Origin of the sequence: Microvirga aerilata, assembly GCF_016743775.1 — a bacterium.
Lineage (GTDB): Bacteria > Pseudomonadota > Alphaproteobacteria > Rhizobiales > Beijerinckiaceae > Microvirga > Microvirga aerilata.
The window spans coordinates 90739-111459 of the sequence record NZ_JAEQMY010000004.1; the positions used below are offsets into that span (position 1 = coordinate 90739).

General features: G+C 63.6%; 15 protein-coding genes. All 15 read right to left on the reverse strand.

The features are described from left to right. Positions 1–252: 252 nt before the first annotated feature. The gene (locus tag JKG68_RS04320) at positions 253–1731 is read right to left on the reverse strand and encodes an AMP nucleosidase (protein ID WP_202056174.1); all 1479 of its coding nucleotides are present in this window, start codon (positions 1729–1731) and stop codon (positions 253–255) included. Between the two features lie 142 nt (positions 1732–1873). Beyond that, complete coding sequence (ymaG, locus tag JKG68_RS33255; protein WP_246515076.1) at positions 1874–2263, reverse strand: inner spore coat protein YmaG; 390 nt, start codon at positions 2261–2263, stop codon at positions 1874–1876. Positions 2264–2416: 153 nt separating this feature from the next. Then, on the reverse strand, positions 2417–3103 hold the full coding sequence (locus tag JKG68_RS04330; RefSeq protein WP_202056176.1) for an SDR family oxidoreductase: 687 nt from the start codon (positions 3101–3103) through the stop codon (positions 2417–2419). 9 nt (positions 3104–3112) lie between these two features. Next, complete coding sequence (gene ettA, locus JKG68_RS04335; protein WP_202056178.1) at positions 3113–4765, reverse strand: energy-dependent translational throttle protein EttA; 1653 nt, start codon at positions 4763–4765, stop codon at positions 3113–3115. Between the two features lie 535 nt (positions 4766–5300). Further along, complete coding sequence (locus JKG68_RS04340) at positions 5301–6644, reverse strand: erythromycin esterase family protein (protein ID WP_202056179.1); 1344 nt, start codon at positions 6642–6644, stop codon at positions 5301–5303. Positions 6645–6798: 154 nt separating this feature from the next. After that, a complete protein-coding gene (locus tag JKG68_RS04345; RefSeq protein ID WP_202056180.1) occupies positions 6799–9180 on the reverse strand; it encodes a glycoside hydrolase family 113 in 2382 nt (793 codons plus the stop codon). A gap of 333 nt (positions 9181–9513) precedes the next feature. Next, positions 9514–11262, reverse strand: coding sequence for a M14 family zinc carboxypeptidase (locus JKG68_RS04350; protein WP_202056181.1), 1749 nt, complete (start codon positions 11260–11262; stop codon positions 9514–9516). Further along, entirely contained in the window at positions 11259–12116 is an 858-nt protein-coding gene (locus JKG68_RS04355) for an ABC transporter permease (RefSeq protein ID WP_202056182.1), read from the reverse strand. The genes JKG68_RS04350 and JKG68_RS04355 overlap by 4 nt, the downstream gene beginning before the upstream one ends. A gap of 5 nt (positions 12117–12121) precedes the next feature. After that, positions 12122–13042, reverse strand: coding sequence for an ABC transporter permease (locus JKG68_RS04360; protein WP_202056188.1), 921 nt, complete (start codon positions 13040–13042; stop codon positions 12122–12124). 109 nt (positions 13043–13151) lie between these two features. Further along, a complete protein-coding gene (locus tag JKG68_RS04365) occupies positions 13152–14678 on the reverse strand; it encodes an ABC transporter substrate-binding protein (protein ID WP_202056190.1) in 1527 nt (508 codons plus the stop codon). Positions 14679–14703: 25 nt separating this feature from the next. Then, on the reverse strand, positions 14704–16587 hold the full coding sequence (locus JKG68_RS04370) for an ABC transporter ATP-binding protein (protein WP_202056192.1): 1884 nt from the start codon (positions 16585–16587) through the stop codon (positions 14704–14706). Between the two features lie 169 nt (positions 16588–16756). Continuing rightward, positions 16757–18022 carry an aminopeptidase gene (locus JKG68_RS04375; protein WP_202056194.1) on the reverse strand — a complete coding sequence of 422 codons (1266 nt, stop codon included), beginning with the start codon at positions 18020–18022 and terminating at the stop codon, positions 16757–16759. Positions 18023–18085: 63 nt separating this feature from the next. After that, positions 18086–19207, reverse strand: coding sequence for a molybdenum ABC transporter ATP-binding protein (gene modC, locus JKG68_RS04380; protein WP_202056196.1), 1122 nt, complete (start codon positions 19205–19207; stop codon positions 18086–18088). Beyond that, the gene (gene modB / locus JKG68_RS04385; protein ID WP_202056350.1) at positions 19204–19899 is read right to left on the reverse strand and encodes a molybdate ABC transporter permease subunit; all 696 of its coding nucleotides are present in this window, start codon (positions 19897–19899) and stop codon (positions 19204–19206) included. Before modB ends, modC begins: the two co-directional genes overlap by 4 nt. Then, positions 19899–20714 (reverse strand): molybdate ABC transporter substrate-binding protein, encoded by an 816-nt coding sequence (modA, locus tag JKG68_RS04390; protein WP_202056198.1) that lies wholly within the window; start codon positions 20712–20714, stop codon positions 19899–19901. The genes modB and modA overlap by 1 nt, the downstream gene beginning before the upstream one ends. Positions 20715–20721 lie beyond the last annotated feature (7 nt).

Genomic DNA, 20721 nt, shown 5'->3' on the forward strand with positions numbered 1-20721 from the left:
TCGCTCTTACATATAAAGATATATTTATATGTATTGCCAAATGAGAGCAAGCGAAGTCTTAGGACTTTTCTCGGCCGATCTCGGCAGGGTCGGAAGAGGCGATGAGCCAAAGGACGATTAGGGCCAAGCGCCAGGCGCCGCCCGCGCTTGAGGTCCGCTGGCACCAGCCGAAAAGCTATGAGTGCCAGCTGATCCGGAGCGCCGACGGAGCGGAGGATTGGCCCAAGGCCTTCCGCTGCGTAAAGCTTCAGCTCAGCGGAAGGGCGGCTCGTCGAAGCTGCGCAATTTCCTCGAATGAAGAGATGTGCGCTGACCCCGAAGGATGTCCAAAGCCGCCAAGCCGATCATGAGATGCTCGCTCACCGCACGCTCGTAGAAGGCGTTGGCCGCGCCCGGCAGCTTGATCTCGCCATGGAGCGGCTTGTCCGAGACGCACAGGAGAGTGCCGTAGGGCACACGCAGGCGATAGCCCTGGGCCGCGATGGTGCCGCTTTCCATGTCCACCGCGATGGCGCGGGACAAGTTGATCTGGCGCCGCTCCTGGCTCCAGCGGAGCTCCCAGTTCCGGTCGTCGTAGGTTACGACCGTGCCGGTCCGCAGGCGCCGCTTGAGGGCATCGCCCTCTTCGCCGGTGACGTTCACCGCTGCGGCCTGCAGGGCCAGCTGGATCTCCGCAAGAGCCGGAATCGGGATTTCCGGCGGCACCGCGCCGTCGAGAATATGGTCCCGCCGGAGATAGCCGTGGGCGAGCACATAGTCGCCGATGGACTGGGACTGACGCAGGCCGCCGCAATGGCCGACCATGAGCCAGCAATGGGGGCGCAGCACCGCCAGATGGTCCGTGATGTTCTTCGCGTTCGAGGGGCCCACGCCGATATTGACCAGGGTCACGCCCTGCCCGTCGCCCCGCATCAGGTGATAGGCCGGCATCTGGAACCGGTGCCAGGGCGAGGAGGCGATCAGCTCCTCCACGGCGGCCTCGCCCATGCCCCGCTCGATGGTCACGCCGCCGGGCAGGACGAGCCTGGTATAGGGCCCCTTCTCGTCGGTGAGCTCCTTCACGGCCCAACGGATGAACTGGTCCACATAGCGGTGGTAGTTGGTGAGCAGGATCCAGGGCTGGACCGAGCGCCAGTCGCTGCCCGTGTAATGGACGAGGCGGCGAAGCGAGTAGTCCACCCGCGCCGCATCGAAGAGCGCGAGCGGCCGCGCCTCGTTCTCGTGGAAGATCCAGGTGCCGTCGGCAATCTCGTCGCCGACCTTGGCGAGCAGCGGCGTCGGAAAGTGCTGGGCGAGTTCGGAGGCGGAATGCGCGCCCCGGCCCAGCTCGTCGCCGCGCTCGAAAACGTAAGGATAGGGAATTTCCTGATCGCTGACCCCAACCTCGATGGTCGCGCCATAATCGCGCACGAGGAAGTTCAGCTGCTCCAGGAGATAGTTCTTGAAGAAAGCCGGCTGCGTGACCGTCGTCGCGTAGATGCCCGCTCCCTGGAACTTGGCATAGGCGCGCTGCTTGATCGGCGGCACGGAGGCGGCCCGGTAGTCGAGGCGCAGTTCCGGATAGCGGAAGCGGGATCGCTCGAGAGGGGTCGGGGCCGTGCCGGTGGCGAAGAAGTGCTCCAGCGCGTGGCGCTGCGCCTCGATGGCGCTGTCATGGAGCTCGATGAGCCGCTCGACGGCCTCTTCGGGTGTCGCGACGGATTGGAAGGCTAACGTTTGATCGACGGGCACGTGGACTCTCTTCTTATGTCTCGTGCCTCAAGGGTCATACACTGTTTCGCCGGAGAACCCAACTGCCTTATGGACAGCTCAAACGCGGCTGAAAGGAATGCCGGGTGGGTCCGGCATTCCTGCTTTCGCCTCAACTCAGCCCTTACTCGCAGACCTCTTCGCGGCGGATGATGGTGCGACCCCAGTCATCCACGAAGCGACGGCTCACGGTGTAGCAGGAAGGGGCAGCATAGGCCGGAGAGCCATAGTAGGTGGGATAGGCAGGGTATGAATAAGCGGGCCGCGCCGCAAGCGCCCCGAGCGCCAAGCCGCCGATCACGCCGGCAGCCACAGCGCCGCCGGCATTCGAGCGGCGACGATGATGATAGGGCCGGTATCCGTAATCACGGTGCGGGCGAACGATCCCGTATGGAGTGGCATAGGATCCATCGCGCCAACGACCCGTGCGTTCGCCGGCCGTCGCAGGAGCGGCAGCCACCAGAGAACCGCTCAGGACGAGAGCGGCGGCGCCGACCGTCAGAACTTGCTTCATGCAGACCATGTGAACCTCCACGCGGAGCGAAGATCAGGAGATCACGTCTCGTGGCTATCCTGGCTCCTTCTCATAGCAGGAAAGATAGCCCAGCCAAGATGAACTTGAGCTGAAGGTTTTCCGGTGTCTTTTGGAGGATCTTTATCACCGCATTCAGAATGAAACAGGCTTTCCTTGCCAATCGAAGAAGCCGCCGCTGTTTCCAGGGGTGATGCCATCGATAAGCTTTATGATACCGTCGGCACTATCCTGTACTGATACATCAGCGCCCGAGCCGCCCATGTCCGTGCGTACCCAGCCAGGGTGAACAGAAATGGCGATAATTCCGTCCTCCCGAAGATCCGTCGCGAGTCCCTGCATCACCTTGTTCACGGCAGACTTGGAGGCTCGGTAGGCGATCCGGTCGGACTTGGCATAGGATATGGAGCCCATACGGCTGCTGATCGTGACGATCTTGGCGGCTCTCGCACGTCTCAGGTGCGGCAGGAAGGCTTGAACGGTCCGCAGGGGGCCGAGAGTGTTAACGTTCAGGGTGTCGAGAAAACCGTCGAAATCCATGTCGAGGGTCGATTGCCGGTCGGGCCCGATAATCCCGGCATTGTTGATGAGCACATGGAGAGGCTCGTCCAATCGCTTCGCAGCCTCTTTGATCGAGCCTCCGTCACGGACATCCAACGATAGCAGTTTGAGCTGCCCATTCTTGATAAACCCATCCCACTCGGCAGATGCTCCGTCCGGATCCCGAACCGTGCCGATCACGCGATCCCCACGGAGCAAAAGAACGCGGGCGAGCTCCTGCCCGATCCCGCGCCCGATGCCTGTGATGAGATATGTTCCCATGGAGAAGGATTACCGCGAGAACTTCTTGTACTTGATCCGATGCGGGATCGTGGAATCCGTGCCGAGGCGGCGCTTCTTGTCCTCCTCGTAGTCGGCGAAGTTGCCCTCGAACCACTCCACATGGCTCTCGCCCTCGAAGGCGAGGATGTGGGTTGCGATGCGGTCGAGGAACCAGCGATCGTGCGAGATGATGACGGCGCAGCCCGCGTAATCCTCCAGCGCCTCTTCGAGGGCCCGCAGGGTATCCACGTCGAGGTCGTTGGTGGGCTCGTCGAGGAGCAGGACGTTGGAGCCCGACTTCAGGATCTTGGCCAGATGCACGCGGTTGCGCTCGCCGCCGGAGAGCACGCCCACCTTCTTCTGCTGGTCGGAACCCTTGAAGTTGAAGGCGCCGCAATAGGCCCGCGCATTGATCTCGCGCTTGCCGAGATAGAGCACCTCGTTGCCGCCGGAGATTTCCTCGTAGAGGGTCTTGTTGGCATCCAGCGAGTCGCGGCTCTGGTCCACATAGCCGAGCTTGACGCTCTCACCGATCTGGATGGACCCCTCGTCCGGCTGGTCCTGGCCCGTGATCATGCGGAACAGCGTGGTCTTGCCGGCGCCGTTCGGGCCGATGACGCCCACGATGCCGCCGGGCGGCAGCTTGAAGGACAGGCCGTCGATGAGGAGCTTGTCGCCGAAGGCCTTCTTCAGGTTGTCGAACTCGATGACGTTGTTGCCGAGGCGCTCCGCAATCGGAATGACGATCTGAGCCGTGGTAGGGCCCTTCTCGTTGGCCTTGGCCACGAGCTCCTCATAGCGCTGGATACGAGCCTTCGACTTGGCCTGGCGGGCCTTGGGCGAGGCCGAGACCCATTCGCGCTCGCGCTCGATGGTGCGCTTGTGCGCCTCGTCCTCGCGGCCTTCCTGCTCGAGGCGCTTCTGCTTCTGCTCGAGCCAGGACGAGTAGTTGCCCTCATAGGGAATGCCGCGGCCGCGGTCGAGCTCCAGGATCCAGCCCGTCACGTTGTCGAGGAAGTAGCGGTCGTGGGTGACGATCAGAATCGCGCCGGGGTAGCTGCGCAGATGGCCTTCGAGCCAGGCGGTGGTCTCGGCGTCCAGATGGTTGGTGGGCTCGTCGAGGAGCAGAAGCTCGGGCTGCTCCAGGAGCAGCTTGCACAGGGCCACGCGGCGGCGCTCGCCGCCCGAGAGCTTGTCCACGGCCCAGTCGTCCGGCGGGCAGCGCAGGGCATCCATGGCCTGATCGACCTGGGAATCGAGATCCCACAGGCCCTTGGCCTCGATCTCGTCCTGGAGACGGGTCATCTCGTCCGCCGTCTCGTCGGAGTAGTTCATGGCGATCTCGTTGTAGCGGTCGAGGATCGCCTTCTTGGCGGCCACGCCCTCCATCACGTTCTCGCGGACGTTCTTCGACGGGTCGAGCTGGGGCTCCTGGGGCAGGTAGCCGACGCGCGCGCCCTCGGCCACCCAGCCCTCGCCGGTCCAGTCCGTATCGGTGCCGGCCATGATGCGCAGCAGCGTCGACTTACCGGCGCCGTTGACGCCGAGCACGCCGATCTTGGCGTCGGGATAGAAGGAGAGATGAATATTGTCCAAGACCTTCTTGCCGCCCGAATAGGTCTTGGTGAGGCCACGCATGTGGTAGATGAATTGACGGGACACGGGAAAAGCCCTGTTTGATCGAGATGTGAATGGAGTTGGCCGTCAGTTAGCAGGGGCGGACGACCGGGGCAAGGCGGAGGAGTGACGCCACAGGTCCTTCGCCAGCAGAGTTCCCGACAGCCAGCGCCTTCGGGCCCGCAGCCTTGGGCTGCGAGCCTGAAGAGCACACGAGGGTGGCGCAAGCTGCAGCCCGGCTCGCTGTGGTATGAAAGGGAAGAGCCGAACTGCCTCTTCGCGCACGGTTCTTTTCAGGCGGACTGGTGCGACCGGTGCGGCGCTGGCCCAAGGCGGCCATGCTGGAGGCCTTGGGCCCAACCCGCTTCCGGCCCCTCACCAGGGCCTCCTGCCCCATGAGCCTGCGTTGAGCTCATGCACAGGACCGTGCCTGCTCCCACACTGCGACGCCTCGCGAGCGCGCCCCTCGTCAGGACCAGGCTGTGCAACGATATAGCTAAGGTTGCCGCAGAAGTCAAGAACAAAGGTGGAACATTCATCCCGCTATCCCTCTCCCCTTTGCGGGAGAGGGAGATCCGCATCAAAGCCCGAACGGATAGGTCTCCGGCATGCCTTTCCCATGGGCGTGGGCGAGCGGGGTCACCGCCCTGGTTTCCTCGAACCAGACGAAGGCGTCGAACTGCTCGGCCAGCACGGCCTCGAAATAGTGGCTGTAGAGCTCCGTGTCGGGCCGGTAGACCACCCCGATGGCCCGCTCCAGGCGCGGCCGGGAGAGAACCTCCGTCAGGTCGGCCTGGCCGTTCTGCCGCCAGTCGGTGAGGAAGCAGCCAAGCCCGGCGTCGCGGAAAATCCGCTCATGGCTGTCGGGGCGGGCCGGCAGCACCGTCTTGACCTGCATGGGCTCGTCCCAGTCGTCGGCAGCGGCGACGGTGCCGCGATCCGTACCGAACCCGATGAGCACGGCCTCGTCGCGATAGGTCTTGCGGCAGAGCTCGCCGATGTTGAACTCGCCCTGCCAGCCCATAGCCGTGGCAGCCGCATTGCCGATATGGGAGTTATGGGCCCAGACCACCGCCTTGGCGTTGTCCCGCCGGGCGAGCATGCTTTGAAGCGTGTCGAACATGTGCCGGTCGCGCACGTTCCAGGACTCCGTCGCACCCTCGTACATGATCCGGTAATAGTGCTCCGCCGCATGAACGATCCTGGCGTTCTGCACCGCGTCGAAGAAGGCCTCGCCGCCATCGGCCTCGAGATAGTCCATCCGCCGGTCGAGGATGGTTTGGAGCTGGCGCAGCAGGGCCTCGTCGCAGGGCTTCTTCTGCCCGGTGAGAACCGCGCGGCCATAGCGGGCCGGGTCCGACTGCCAGGGGCTGAGGCAGCCATAGCGCCCCCTCGCCTCCTTGGCGGCCTCCGGATCGACCTTGTCCAGGTAGTCCAGAACGGACTTGATCGATGCGTTCAGGCTGTAGACGTCGAGCCCGCGGAACTCGGCGCGGTCGTCGTCCGCGCGCTGCCTGTTGTGCTCGCGCATCCAGTTGACGAAATCCGCCACCTCCTCGTTGCGCCACATCCAGGTGGGAAAGCGCTCGAAGGCCGCATCGTCGCCATCCGGAACGGCGCGATGGCGCACGTAAGAATCGATCCGCGCCGCGTCCGGCCAGTCGGCCTCGACCGCCACGATGGAAAAGCCGTGATGCTCGATCAGGCGCCTGGTGATCGCGGCCCGGGCGCGGTAGAATTCCGAGGTGCCGTGGGTGGCCTCGCCCAGGAGCACGACCTTGGCGTCCGCGAAGCGGTCGAACATGGCCCCGAAGGCCTCCTCGTCGGCAATCGGCGGCAGAGGCTCCCCATGTTCGCGCACGAGATCGACGGCCTCCTTGATGGAGGCATCGTTCTCATTCCGCTTCCAGGACAACCGGGCCATGGCTGCATCTCCCACAATGCCGGATAGTTGGACCCGGCTCTGCCGAAGAACGGCAGCGGAAGCGGGCTTGTTCCCGCCCGTCGCTCACCTGCGGCAGAAATGGAAACGGCCGGAGAAGCCATCTCCGGCCGTGCTTCCGCTTCGGGATTCGAGCCTACCAATAGAAATAGAAATGCTCTTCCTTCAGGTCCTTCAGCTGAACGTTGACGATCGTCAGCACGTCGGGTCCTTCCACCCATTCGTACTTGCCGAGCTCCATCACCACGTTCTTGCCCACCTGCTTCATGTGCGGCTTGAGCGTGTCGAAGTCCACGATGCCGGTCTGATTGATGTTGTGCCGGATCAGCAGCATCTCGTTCTGCTTGACCTTGAAGTCATAGACGATGTCGCTGCCCGTGCCCTCGTTGAACACGAACCGGTCGGAGCCCGTGCCGCCCCAGAGCTTGTCGTTGCCGGCTCCCGCGCCGAGCACGTCGTTGCCGGCCCCGCCCCAGATCTGATCCTTGCCGAACCAGCCGTCCAGCACGTCGTTGCCGTTGCCGCCGTAGATCTTGTCGTCGCCGTCGTCGCCGTCGATCCGGTCCGCGCCGCTGCCGCCCTGGATCAGGTCGTTTCCTTTGCCGCCATCGATCCGGTCGTTACCGGCGTCGCCGTAGAGCTTGTCGGTGCCTTCGCCGCCATCGATGAAGTCGGCCCCGTTGCCGCCGCGGATGAGATCATTGCCCACGTCGCCGTAGAGCATGTCATCGTCGTCTTCGCCGCGGATCTGATCGTTTCCGGCACCGCCATAGAGGATGTCGTAGCCTGCGGAGCCATAGATCCGGTCGGTACCGGTGCCGCCATCGATGAAATCCTCACCGACGCCGCCATACAGCGCATCGTTGCCGAGGCCGCCATCGATGGTGTCGTCGCCGGCGTTGCCGGTCAGCTTGTCGTTGCCGGCAAGACCGTCGATCACGTCATTCCCCTCAAGGGCATCGATCGTGTTGCCCTTGGTGGTTCCGGTAACGTGGTCGTCCCCAGAGGATGGCCGGGTCGAGGGTCCGGGCTGCCCGGTGCCGTTGAACGCGAACCAATCGGCCGACAGTGTTTCCGATGTCAGGATGGTGAGAGAGCCGCCGGCCGCGAAGCTGACGACATAGCCTCCGGTGGTCGTGGAAATCTGAAGATCGGCGAAGGTCAGAGTGCCGGTGTTCATCAGGGCGATTTTGTCGCCCTGCCCGAAATTGAAATCGGAGATGATGTCGGCGCCGTCCCCGCCCGCATAGATGAATATGTCCGCTCCTGCACCGCCGCGCAGCAGATCGTTCCCGGCCCCGCCTGCGAGCGTGTCATGGTTGAAGCCGCCGGTGATCGTATCATCGGCTGCCGTGCCCGAGAGAGAGCGGCCGACGATTGAACGCGGGTCCTTGAAGTACTGCTCGATCAGGGCATCGGCGCGCTTGCCATGCGTGTTGAACCCATCGTCTGGGGCCGGATCGGACACGTCCATGCCAGCATCGTAGTTCCAGTGCCAGTAGCCGCCGAGCCAGCCCTCGTCCACGCGATCGGTGATGATCTTGTAGAAGGCCTTGTGCATGTTGAGCTGCTCGAGCTCGTCGATGTCGCCATTGCCCCACATCCACGGGGTGGCGTTGCTGCCGTCCAGGCTGCGAAAGCCGACTTCCGTGAAGATCAGCTTCTTGCCATACTGCTCGGCAATGCGCTTCAGGGCGTCGATGGCGGACATGTTCTCGCCGAACCTATCCTCGATCGGCGTTTTGACGCCCCAGATCTCGGACGGCTTGGTCCATCCGTCGATCAGCTGCTGCAGGCTCGGATTCTTGTTGTCCTGGGTGAAGCTGATGTAGGGGTTGGCGCCCATGTAATCGAGCTTGTCCCAGAAGCTGACGTTGAGAGCTTCGGTCCAGGTGGCCGCATAGGTGAGCTGCCCATCGTAAACCTCCCGCACGGCCTCGATGATGTCGACCCAGTATTCGCGGTACTGCGAGCCGGTCATGCTCTCGCATTCGTTGCCGATGGCGAAGGCCGTGGCGCCGTGCTCCTGCGCGAGCTTGGCGTAATGCACGACGGCTTCCTTATAGGAAGCAAACCATGCATCGGCCCAAGCCTTCTTCTGCGGCTCGGTGAGAGGAGTCCCGTCCGCATTCTTCTTTGGCGGCCCGATCAGGGCGTTCCAGTCCTCGTTCTGGATGTTCACGTGCAGCTTGAAGATGATCTCCAGGCCGAGAGCCTTCGCCCGTTCGATGGCTACCCTGATCGAGGCGTCGCTCTCGGTTCGCGAGCCTTCGAAGTTGATCAAGTCGTCGGTTCCGGGATAGGTCTCCGTTCCGACTGAAATGCCGCCAGGATCATTGTTGTCGCGGTAGACCTTGGTCGATGTCAGGCTGTCCATGTAGACGGTTGGAACGATCACGACCTGCGAAGCGCCGTCCTGGGCGATCAGCTCGAGATTTTCCTTGCTCCACGGCATCTGGTAGTTGCCATCCCACCAGGACGGCATGCTCTCGGCCTGAAAGTCGAACAGCTTAGGCATTGTAGACTGGCCCCTACGGATAGGATCGACGCGCTTATGCGCTTCTCGGATTATCTTTGTGATATAACGTTATAATAACTGCTCCACAAGGGGCCTCAGAGGCATCAAAGTTAAGCATTCCTTATCAGGGAACAGCTCATTCCAGAGTAGATAAGGAAAAAAGTCTTTATCGCTTCTGCCCCGGTTTTTCTTCAGGGCTCGGCATCTTGGCAATCTCAGGTGTCGCGAAGCCGGACCGGCCCGGTGGGAAGATGGGTTACCCTCAGCCTCAAGCCCCGCCGTTTCCGGCGAGGAGCCGCCTTCCTCCCAATGGCGTGAGGCTTCCCGGGATCCTCAGGCCACCCCGGCCATGATCGACGTGAACGCCTCCTCGGCGGCAATCACGGTTGCCATCTGCACCGTATGGGCGAAACGATAGGCCTCGCCATAGATCGTCTCGTCGGGAAACTCGGTGATGAGCGTCAGAGGCGTCGGATGGCGCTCCTCCGCCGTGATCAGGCAGGGGATGTCGTTGATGATCTCGTAGGGCGTTCCCCCCGAATGAATCGAGCAGATCTCGATCTGACGCCGGTTGAACTCCGCCAGTCCCGGAACGGCGGACAGGCCCGTCGTGACGGCTTCGATCAGCGTCCGCGCGGTCTCGCCCCAGGCGGGATGATGCCTCATGATCAGGAAGAAGCCCTTCGGGATCGTCCAGAGCTCGAAGCCCCGCGGCAGGTAGCCGGTGAAGGGGCGCGTCCATTCATGGGCAGGGTAGCCGTGAAAGTTGAGATGCAGCTGCGCGCCGCATAGGGCCAGCGCCTGATTGCGGGCTCCGATCTCGTAGAGGGGCTCGTCCCGCCCGTATTCCAGATCGTTGCCCAGGGAAGTATAGCGCGCCGCATGGTGCATGTGGCGCGGATTGCCCTCGCAAAGCCGTCCGTGCAGGGCATACCCGTCCGGGTTCTCGACCGGAATATAGGCGATGTTCGCCTCCGGATTGGCCAGCAGCCGGCGCACGGCCCGCAACGTGCCGACCGGCGCGGAGGTCTCGTTGGCGTGCTGCCCGCTCGTGACGAGCACGGCCGGACGGGACCCCGGCCGGTAGAGGCCTCGCACGGGGCGTCCCTCGCGGGAGATGCCCTCGAAGACCTCGCCCGGCAGGGCCGCGAGCTCGCGGTGGATCTGGGCAAGGCCCGGAGCCGCATCGGCGGTCTCGATGTCCTGCTCCGGCCTGACCGGATCCTGCGGCGGTCCGAAGGTGCGCAGGCTGACCCGCACATGGGCGTCGCCCTCGCCGGCGCGGATATCCGGCACGATCTGGCCCGGCTGCAGGCTGCGATCCTGATGCGGGCGGCCTGACCGATGCTTGAAGAACTCTATGATGGAGAAATAGAAATCCTCATGGAGCGCCTCACGGGTGCTCATGACCTCGTCACCGTAGTCGAGAGGCCGCTCGATGCCGGGGATCGCGACATCGATGGCAAGCGTCTCGGCATAAGGCTCCGCCGCAGGCCATTCGTGGGCCATGACTGCGGCCATCGCCGTGTGAAACACCTGCTCGATCTCGGTTTCAAGCGGCTCGTCCAGGTCAGGCCCCCCATCGGCACGCCCCGTCACCTTGAGCCAGCCGGTCGGGGTGAGGTCAACCTGATCGAGATGGTTGGCGCGCAGTCGGTTGGGGGCGAAGACCTCATGCTTCGCTATGCTTTCATCCGCGTATTCCAGCGTGATCTCATAGGTAAGATCGGTGTCTCCGGGCTCGAAGTGCGTCTCGATGCCTTCGAGCAGCGCGGCCAGAGGATACGCCTCGGAGAGGAAGCGCAAACGGTCGGCCTTCTCGTGCACGGGATAGCGCACGGTCGCCCGGGCGACGCCCGCCATGTCGAACTCTTCCAGGAAGGCATGGACGAGCGGCTTGTAGGCGCTTCTCAGACGGGCGTGGACGCCCGCATCGGCCAGAATGCGTTCAGCCTCGCGACGCGCCGCCACGTCCTCGAACAGCCAGGCTTCGAGAACCGTGCCCTTATGATCGTCTCCCGTCCATGCGCGCACGAGGGTGTCGAGGGTGCGAGGGACCCGCTCATCGAGCAATACTGTCATTTCGAGGTTTGTCCTGTAGGATCCAAGAAGTCGCGCAGCCAATCGCCCAGAAGGTTCAGGCCGAGCACCGTGAACATGATGGCAAGGCCCGGGAAGACGCTGACCCACCAGGCCGTTTGCAGATAGGTCCGCCCATCGGCCAGCATGCCGCCCCAGCTCGGGATCAACGGATCGACGCCGAGGCCCAGGAAGGTCAGGCTGCTTTCGAGAAGGATGTTGTTGGCTACGTTCAGCGTCATCAGGATGACGATGGGGCCGAGCACGTTGGGAAGGATATGGGTGAAGATGATGCGCCCGTTGCCGACGCCGATGGCGCGGGCGGAGAGAATGAACTCCCGGTCGCGCAGCGCCAGCACGGAGCCGCGCACCAGACGGGCATATTGCACCCATTGCGCGACGATCATGAAGAAGATGATCTTGTTCACGCCCGTTCCCAGAATGGCGAGGAACATGATCGCAATAAGGATGAAGGGCAGCGCCAGCTGGATGTCGGCAAAGCGCATCAGCAGGATCTCGGCGATGCCCCTGTAGTAGCCGGCAACCAGCCCCACGAGCGTGCCGACCACGACGGCGCCCAGAACCGACAGAACGCCGACGGTCAGCGATATCTTGCCGCCGACGATGACGCGGGCCAGCACGTCGCGGCCGAGCGGGTCGGTGCCGAGAACATGGGCCGTGTCCGTGAACGGCGGGGTGAGCCGCGCCATGAGGTCCATGCTCTCGCCGCCATCCGGGAACAGAAAGCCCGAGAACAGCACGGACAGGCACATGGAGCCCGTGAGCAGAAGGCCGACGACGAGCTCGAAGGACTTGAAGAACCGGCGTGGCGCGGACGAGGCCTGAGCAGCAGCCATGGGGGTCACTCCGTCCGGATGCGAGGATCGATCAGCCCGTAGGCGACGTCGACCATAAGGTTGATGAAGACGATGAAGAGCGCCAGCACGGTAATCGTCGCCTGAAGCACCGGATAGTCCCGGTTGGAGATGGCGTCGAAGGCGAGCGTACCCATGCCGGGCCAGTTGAACACCCGCTCCACGATCACGATGCCGCCGATCAGGTTTCCGAACTGCAGCCCGATATAGGTCACGAGCGGAATGGCCGAATTGCGAAGGGCATGCTTGTAGAGGACCACGCGGTCGCGCAGCCCCTTGGAACGCGCCACCATGATGTATTGCTGCGAGAGCGTCTCCAGCATCGAGGTGCGCACGAGACGCATATTGGTGGCGGTGAGAATGATCGCCATCGTCAGCGCCGGCATGATGAAGCTCTCGGGGCCTTCCATGCCGCTCGGCGGCAGGATGCCGAGCACGATGGAGAACAGGAGCACCAGCATGATGGCAAGCCAGAAGTTGGGAAACGACAGGCCCACCAGGGACAGGATGCGGATGAGCTGATCCGGCCAGCGTCCGCGATTGACGGCCGCATAGACGCCGAGCGGAACGGACAGGGCGATGGAGGTCAGAAGGGAGGCGAATGCCAGCAGAAGCGTTGCCGGAAGGGCTTGGGAGATGAGCAGCGAAACAGGCGTGCCGCCCATGAAGCTCTTGCCGAAATCGCCGACGAAAAGCCCCTGGAGGAAGCTCAGGTACTGGACGTAGAACGGGCGGTTCAGGCCGAGAGCCTGCCGGATGTTCTGCAGATCCTGCTCGGTCACGTTGCCGCCCCCCATCACCATGATGGCGGGGTCGCCCGACAGCCTGATCGCGAAGGAAACGATCAATGTCACGGCCAGGACCACGAAGACGGCCTGCAACAATCGCTTGAGAATGAAGCCGGCCATGGGGTGATCCTTCGCAGTCCAGGAAAAACGGCCCCGCTCTCGCGGGGCCTTCGGTTATATCAGTCGGTCTCGAGCGCCAGCCTTTGCCGGAAGCGCTCGAGACAGCAGCTTATTCCACCGTCGTTTCAGTGAAGCGGAAGCGGCGGTCGGCAGGCGCGTCGAAGCTTTTGACGCGCTTGTTCACGCCATAGATCGTGTTCTGGTTGTAGAGCGGGATCTCGAGGGCCTGATCGGCCACGTAACGGGCGATTTCCTGAAGGACCTTCTCACGCTCCTTCACATCGTAGATCGTCCGCTGCTTTTCGAGCAGGGCGTTGAGAGTGGCGTCGTTGTAGTACGGATTCCACTTCTCGCCCGAGTGATACATCAGGTAGGCGTTGTTGTCGTAGTCGAAGGTCCAGCCGCCCCACGACTGGTGCCAGGCTTCGCCGGTCTTGCCGTTCGGGATGATGTCGTTGAGCAGAACCGGAGGCTCGTGGGGCTGGAGCGCGGGCTTGAGGCCGAGAGCCTGGAGATAGCCTGCCGCCGCCTGCACAACCTCGCGGAAGGTTGCGTCGTTGCCACGGAAATCGATCCGCACGGGAGCGCCGGCTGGAACCTTCGCCTGCTGCAGCATCTGCTTCGCCTTGGCCAGATCGAAGGGCAGCGGCTTGAGGTTCGGGTCATGGCCGAAGGACAGGTCCGCCTGGAAGCTCGCGATAGGCTTGCCGTGACCGAGCAGGACCGCCTTGATGATCGCATCGCGATCGATGCCCATGATCAGCGCCTTGCGAACATCCAAGTCCTTCGTGATGCCCTCCTTGGTGTTGAGGCGCAGCGAGACAACGGTTGGGCCCGTAATGCTGAGGAGGCTCAGGTTCGGGCTTTTCTCGACGGTCGGCGCAAGGCCGAAGGGAATGAGGGTCGCGACGTCGATGCGGCCCGACTGCAGTTCGGCCACCTGGGTGTTGGCCTCCGAGATGAACCGCGTCACGACCTTGTCGAGCTTAGGCGCGCCGCCCCAATGCTCGGGAAAGGCTTCGAGCGTCAGGCTGACCTTCGGGCTGTATTCCGCGAACTTGTACGGGCCCGTGCCGACAGGGTTCATGTTGAAATGGGCGTCGCCCTTTTCCTGAATGTATTTCGGCGGCACGATCATGGCGCCATAGCCGGCAAGCTTCGTCAGCAGAACCGGATCGGCCTGCTTCATGATGAAGTCGACCGTGGTGTCGTCGACAACCTCGACCCGATCGATGGAGGTATAGTTCGACTGCTGCGGTCCCTTCCTGCCCTCCTCGCCCAGAAGGCGATCGAAGGTGAACTTCACGGCCGCGGCATTGAAGGGTTCGCCGTTGTGGAACTTGACGTTCTGGCGCAGCTTGAAGCGGATGCGGGCGTTGTTGTCGAGGAACTCCCACGAGGTCGCAAGAGCGGGCTTCAGCTTCATGTCCGCGCCGCGGGCCGTCAGGCCGTCGTAGATGTTGTTGGCGGCGGACGACCAATCGACCAGGAAGGTGTCGATCGGGTCCCAGCTGCCGGGATCGATGGCGACGGCCACCGTCAAGGTTCCGGCGGCCTGTGCCCCGGACGCCATGAGCGGCGACAGGGCGACGGCCGCCGTCAAGCCGAGAGCCTTCAGGGTTGTAGAGAACTTCATCTTGTTATCTCCCTCTGGAAGTTTTTCAGGCAGCTCCGCGAAGCTGATCGGATTCGATTGCAACCCAGTGTCCGGGCGCGACCTCGCGCATGCGATGAATGGCAGGCTCCTGGCCCACGGGACGCACCGGGCTCGGGATCTCGCCCTCGACGCGCGTCTTCGAACGCTCACGCTGCGGGTCGGCGATCGGCACCGCCGCGAGCAGCTTGCGGGTGTAGGAATGCTGCGGATTCTCAAAAATCGCCTGACGCGTGCCGAGCTCGACGATCTGGCCGAGATACATCACCGCGACCCGATGGCTGATCTTCTCCACCACCGCCATGTCGTGAGTGATGAAGAGATAGGACAGCCGCCGCCTCTCCTGGAGCTCCATGAGCAGGTTGATGATCTGCGCCTGGATCGACACGTCGAGGGCGGATACGGATTCGTCCGCAATGACGAGCTTGGGGTCGCTTGCGAGAGCACGCGCAATGCAGACGCGCTGGCGCTGGCCGCCGGAGAATTCGTGCGGATAGCGCTTGGCATGCTGCGGCAGAAGACCGACCTGTTCCAGGAGTTCGTGCACGCGCCGCTCGATGGCCTTGCGATCCTTGATCAGGCCATGGACGATGATGGGCTCGGCGATGCTGTAGCCTACCGTATGGCGCGGATCGAGGGACGCGAAGGGATCCTGGAAGATATACTGGATTTCCTGTCGCAGACGCCGCCGGTCGCCCGGGCTCATGGATCCCATGTCACGTCCATCGAAGCGCACCGTGCCGCCCGTCGGCTCGACGAGCTGCTGCAGGGTCCGCCCGATGGTGGACTTGCCGCTGCCGGATTCACCGACAAGCGCCAGGGTCTCGCCTGGATAAATGTCGAAGCTCACCTCCTCCACCGCATGCACCCGATGGGTGACGCGGCCGAAGAAGGTCTTGCCCACATCGAAGCGCGTGGTGAGCTTCTCCACCTGGAGGATCGGCTTCGTATAATCGGCGGTGTTCTGCTCATGAGTATCGCCGACGGGCTTGGCCACGCCGCCATCCATCACCATGACCGGCGTGCGCTTCGGCAGCGGCTGCCCCTTGAGGCTGCCTAAGCGCGGCACGGCGGACAGAAGCGCCCGCGTATAGGGATGCTGCGGCGAGGCGAAGACGTCGCGCACCGGGGCCTGCTCCACCTTCTCGCCCTTCCACATCACCACCACGTCGTCAGCCATCTCGGCCACCACGCCCATGTCGTGGGTGATGAAGATGACGGCGGTGCCCATCTCCTGCTGCAGATCCTGGATGATGTTGAGAATCTGCGCCTGGATGGTCACGTCGAGCGCCGTCGTCGGCTCGTCGGCAATGAGCAGCTTCGGATTGCAGGCAAGCGCCATGGCGATCATCACGCGCTGACGCATGCCGCCGGAGAGCTGATGGGGGTAGCGGTCGAGGAGCTTGTCCGCATCCGGCAGGCGAACCTTCTGCAGCAGATCCCTGGCCCGCAGGCGCGCATCCCGCCCGTTCAATCCCTCGTGCAGGATCAGCGTCTCGGAAATCTGATTGCCGATGGTGAAGACCGGATTGAGCGACGTCATCGGCTCCTGGAAAATCATCGCGATATCGTTGCCGCGGATCTCCCGGAGCTTGCTGTCGGAAGCCTTCACCAGATCGAGGGCTTCACCGGCCGATGGCCGAAACAGCACCTGCCCGCCGGCAATGCGCCCGCCCGTGTAGTCGGTAAGGCGCATGATCGCCAGCGAGGTGACGGATTTGCCCGACCCCGACTCGCCGACCACCGCCAGGGTTTTACCGGGCTGCACATCGAAGCTGACGTCCTTGACGGCCTGGAAGGCTCCCTGGCTCGTGCCGAACTCCACCGACAGGGAGCGAACGGACAGGAGAGCGTGATCTTGAGACTTGAGATTGGCTGTGTTGTCCGACATCCATCCGTGCCTGCAGGAGAGCGCCGACCTGACCCGAGGTTTAGGTCAGCACCTCTTTAATACCTGTTCTCAATCCACCTCGCTGACCCCGGCGTCAAGGCCTGTTTGCCAGCAAACAGGCATTCCGCAGGATCAAAGGTCCGCCATGAGCGGCAAGGCCGCCAAATCGTTACCCATTAACCCATTCTCCGCCGCGCATGAGCGGCTCGGCCTGGCCGTCCTGCGTGATGCCGTCCACGTCCACCTGATCGGATCCGATCATCCAGTCGATATGGATCAGGCTGCGGTTGGAGCCGCGGGACGACAGTTCATCCTCGCTCATGGAGCCGCCATCCCGGATGCACTTGCTGTAGGCTTGGCCGAGCGCGATGTGGCTGGAGGCGTTCTCGTCGAACAGGGTGTTGAGGAAGAGAAGCCCGCTCTGCGAAATGGGAGAGGAATACGGCACCAGGGCCACCTCGCCGAGGCGGCGCGCGCCCTCGTCCGTGTCGAGAACCTTGTCCAGCACGGACTCGCCGGTACGGGCGCTGCTCTCCACGATCCGCCCGCCTTCGAACGTCACCCGAATGTCCTGGATCAACGTCCCGTTGTAGGAGAGCGGCTTGGTGCTGCTCACGACGCCGTCCACCCGGTCCTTGTGCGGCGTGGTGAAAACCTCCTCGGTGGGGATGTTGGCGTTGCAGACGAGGCCATTCTTGGCCGCCGTCGAACCGCCGTTCCACTCATGCCCATCGGCAAGGCCGACGCGCAGATCGGTGCCCGGGCCGCGGAAATGGAGGGCCGCATAGTTCTTCGCGTTCAGCAGGCGCGTGCGCGCCTGCAGGTTCGCGTTGTGGGCTTCCCACGCGGCGATGGGATCAGGCGTATCGACCCGGGAGGCGGCAAAGATTGCCTGCCACAGCTTGGCCACCGCCACCTCTTCCGGATCGTCCGGGAACACGGCCTTGGCCCAGGCCGGCGTCGCGGCGGACACGATGGTCCAGTTGGTCTCGAAGCCTGCGATCATGTTGAGCGCCGGCATGTAGGCCTTGGACCGGGCCCGGTTGGCGCGGGAGACCTTCTCCGGATCCTGCCTGGCCAGCAGGGACGGGTCTTCGCCCACGATGGCAAGCCTGGCCGCGCCGTTCTTGTAGGCGGCCGCCATGCCCTCGTAGAGCCAGGCCGAGGCCGTGTCGAAGCTCTCGTCGCGCCCGTGGCGGAAGCGCATGAGCGTGGTCTCCTCGTCGGAGTAGACCGTGGTCACGAGGGAGGCGCCCGCCCGATAGGCATGTTCCGTGATGCGCCGCACCAGGGGAACGGCATCGAGCGGCGCGGTCATGATCACTTCCTGGCCGGGCTTCAGCCCCAGCCCGACGCGCACGGCGACTTCGGCCAAGCGGTCGAGAAGCTTGGCATGGGACGTGGCATCCGCCGGGTTCCGGAACTGTTCGTTCATGAGGCATCTCTCGCAGCATAAAATGAGACGCAGAGGCTACACGGCTCGAAAACCTGTGCAACCTCAATCGTTCATGTCTCGCATATTCACGAACCCAGACCCGCCAAGAGCCTCCGGGTCGAAAGCGATGCTCTTGATGATCGCATGCACGGTACGGCCGGGCACCAGGTCAAGCTCCTCCACCGACTTGCGGGTCACGCGGGCAACGAGAGCTTCGCCCTCGCAGTCGAGGATCACGTCGATGCTCGGCCCATGGGCTTCGCCCGTGCAGGAAACCTGTCCCCTGAGCACGTTCAGGGCGCTCAATCCCTCGGGCGGCTTGACGGACAGGATGATGTCGCGGGCGCGAAGGCGAACCCGCAAAGGGGTGCCGACGGGGTAATCGAGCCTCGGCACGGTGAGTGTTCCGGCTCTGGTCTGCACCACCGTGAGTTCGAAGGCTTCTTCGTGTTGCACCACACGCCCTTCGATCAGGGCTCCGGCCTCCACGGGACCCGGCTGCCGAAAAAGGCCCGTATGCCGCAGGATTTCGGAAGCCGGGCCGGAAGCAACCACCTGCCCGTCCGACAGGACGACGATCGAGGTGGCCAAGCGCGCGATCTCCGCGACGGAATGGCTGACCAGCACGATGGGAACGCCGCCCTCGTCGCGCAACCGTTCGATATAGGGGTAGATCTCGGCTTTCCTGGCCTCGTCCAAGGATGCCAGGGGCTCGTCCATCAGCAGCAGATGCGGATCGGAGAGGAGTGCGCGTCCCATGGCGACGCGCTGCTTCTCGCCGCCCGACAGGGTCGACGGCCGCCGGTCGAGGAGGTGGCCGATCCCTAAAAGCGCCACCACCCTGTCGAAGCCCGCCTTTCGCTCCCGCCTGGGCGTGAACCAGCGCCCGAAGAGCAGGTTCTGCCGCACGTTCAGATGCGGGAAGAGGCGTCCTTCCTGAAACACGTAGCCGATCCGTCGCCTGTGCTTGGGCACGAAGGCGCCCTGCGAGGTGTCCAGAAGCACCCGCCCCTGCGCGACGATCCTGCCATGATCGGGCCGGATCAGCCCACTGACGGCATTCACCAGGGTCGTCTTGCCGGAGCCGGACGGGCCGAACAGGGCCGTCAGCTTGCCTTCGGACTGGAAGCGCGCCTGCAGGGTGAACGCGCCTTGCCGGTGCCTGATGTCGACGTCGAGGATCATGGGGCAAGAACCCTCCTGCCGACCCGCCGCGCCAGCCATTCGGACAGCCACAGCGCCGCAACGGAAATGGCGATGGAGACCAGTGTCAGGCGCATCGCACCGCCCTCGCCGCCCGGAACCTGCGTGAGGGCATAGATGGCGGACGGAATGGTCTGGGTCTCGCCGGGAATGTTCGACACGAAGGTGATGGTCGCGCCGAATTCTCCCATCGCCTTGGCAAAGGACAGCACCATGCCGGCGATGATGCCGGGCAGGATCAGCGGCAGGGTCACGACGAGGAAAACCCAGGCAGGATGCGCGCCGAGGGTGCCGGCCGCATCCTCGAGCCTGCGGTCCACGGATGCGATGGAGAGGCGAATGGCACGCACCAGCAGCGGAAAGCCCATGATGGCGCAGGCAAGCGCGGCCCCCGTCCAGCGGAAGGAGAGAACGATGCCGAACTGCTCGGCCAGAAAGGCCCCGATGGTTCCACGGCGGCCGAAGCCGATGAGCAGGAACCAGCCGACTGCCACAGGAGGCAGGACCAGAGGCAGATGAACAAGGACATCGAGCGCCTGCCGCCCCCAAAAGCGCTTGCGCTCCAACAGAAAGGCAATGGCGATACCCGGCAAAAGGCTTGCCGCCATGGCCACGAAGGCAACTTTCAGGCTGAGGCGAACCGCCGCCCATTCTTCGGGAGAAAGCCCTTCCATCACGAGCCTGAGCCTGCCTTGCTCATGACGACGAAGCCCTGCTTCTCGAAAAAGGGCTTGGCTTTTGAGGAGCGCAGGAATGCGAGGAACGTAGCGGCATCGGGATGCTTCGATTCTGCCGTGAGCGCAACCGGATAGACAATCGGCGGGTGGGTGCCTTCGGGAAAAACCGCGACGATCCTGACATTCGGGTCGGACGCGGCATCGGTCCGGTAGACGATCCCCAGGGCCGCCTCCCCCCGGGAGACGAGGAGGAGCGCGGCCCGAACATTGTCGGTCTGGGCGAGCTTGTCCTTCACCCCCGTCCAGGCACCCAGCTTTTCGAGAGCAGCCTTGCCGTATTTTCCCGCCGGCACCGCACCCACATGCCCCATGGCGAGGCGATTGCCCCCCAGCAGCGCAGCGAGATCGAGCCCGGGCTGCAGCGGGATCTGCACTGCAGAGTCCCTCGGGGCGATCAGGACGAGGGAATTGCCTAGAAGATCGGCCCGGCTTTCAGGCCGGATCAGGCCTTTCGAGGCGGCATAGTCCATCCAATCGGGATCGGCGGAAAAGAACAGGTCGGCAGGTGCTCCCGCGTCGATCTGCTTGGCCAGGGCGCTGCTGGCCGCATACGAGATCGCAACCTGCTTGCCCGAATCCTGCGTCCAGGCGGCGCCGGCATCGTCGAGAGCGTTCTTCAGGCTGGCTGCGGCAAAGACCACGACGTCTCTTGCTTCGGCTTGGCTCCCATGAGCGAGGACAAGGGTGATGGAAACCAGCCCGAACAGGAGAGCCTTGAAGGAAGCACCTGGAAGGAGCCGCGCCGGATGCATGGTCTTG